5 tRNA genes and 1 rRNA gene are annotated in these 720 nt (G+C 49.2%); all 6 read left to right on the top strand.

Going from position 1 to position 720, the window contains the following annotated elements:
- Nucleotides 1–10: 10 nt before the first annotated feature.
- The 6 genes from rrf (at nucleotide 11) to KHQ79_RS22030 (ending at nucleotide 673) form a co-directional block, all read left to right on the top strand.
- Nucleotides 11–126 (top strand): 5S ribosomal RNA (rrf, locus tag KHQ79_RS22055).
- A 44-nt stretch (nucleotides 127–170) separates the two neighbouring features.
- A tRNA-Asn gene (locus KHQ79_RS22050) sits at nucleotides 171–245 on the top strand.
- Between the two features lie 2 nt (nucleotides 246–247).
- A tRNA-Thr gene (locus tag KHQ79_RS22045) sits at nucleotides 248–320 on the top strand.
- A 64-nt stretch (nucleotides 321–384) separates the two neighbouring features.
- Nucleotides 385–459, top strand: a tRNA-Gly gene (locus KHQ79_RS22040).
- 33 nt (nucleotides 460–492) lie between these two features.
- Nucleotides 493–569, top strand: a tRNA-Arg gene (locus KHQ79_RS22035).
- A 27-nt stretch (nucleotides 570–596) separates the two neighbouring features.
- A tRNA-Pro gene (locus KHQ79_RS22030) sits at nucleotides 597–673 on the top strand.
- Nucleotides 674–720: the final 47 nt, after the last annotated feature.

Below are 720 nucleotides of genomic sequence, written 5' to 3'. Positions count from 1 at the left end.
TCTCAATTTGTTTGGTGGCGATAGCGAAGAGGTCACACCCGTTCCCATACCGAACACGGAAGTTAAGCTCTTCAGCGCCGATGGTAGTCGGGGGTTTCCCCCTGTGAGAGTAGGACGCCGCCAAGCAGTTTTATTATTTCTACCATGTTTGTTTATGAAGCTTATATTATTCCGCAGTAGCTCAGTGGTAGAGCTATCGGCTGTTAACCGATCGGTCGTAGGTTCGAATCCTACCTGCGGAGCCATTGCTTCCATAGCTCAGCAGGTAGAGCACTTCCATGGTAAGGAAGAGGTCAGCGGTTCGAGCCCGCTTGGAAGCTTTACTAAATGTATTTATCTTACCAAGGTTTCTCAAAAAGGAGAAAGCTTTTTTTATTGCGATATGCGGAAGTAGTTCAGTGGTAGAACACCACCTTGCCAAGGTGGGGGTCGCGGGTTCGAATCCCGTCTTCCGCTCCATTTTTATCCCAACGGGATATTCTAAAATTGATTGCGCCCGTAGCTCAATTGGATAGAGCGTTTGACTACGGATCAAAAGGTTAGGGGTTCGACTCCTCTCGGGCGCGCCATTATTTTTAATAGAATAGATAGGGAATCGGGAAGTAGCTCAGCTTGGTAGAGCACATGGTTTGGGACCATGGGGTCGCAGGTTCGAATCCTGTCTTCCCGACCATTTTAATGGGGCCTTAGCTCAGCTGGGAGAGCGCCTGCTTTGCACGC

The organism is Bacillus sp. TSO22 (assembly GCF_020223595.1).
Classification (GTDB): Bacteria; Bacillota; Bacilli; order Bacillales; family Bacillaceae; genus Bacillus; species Bacillus inaquosorum.
This window is presented reverse-complemented; position numbering and strand designations above follow the sequence as displayed.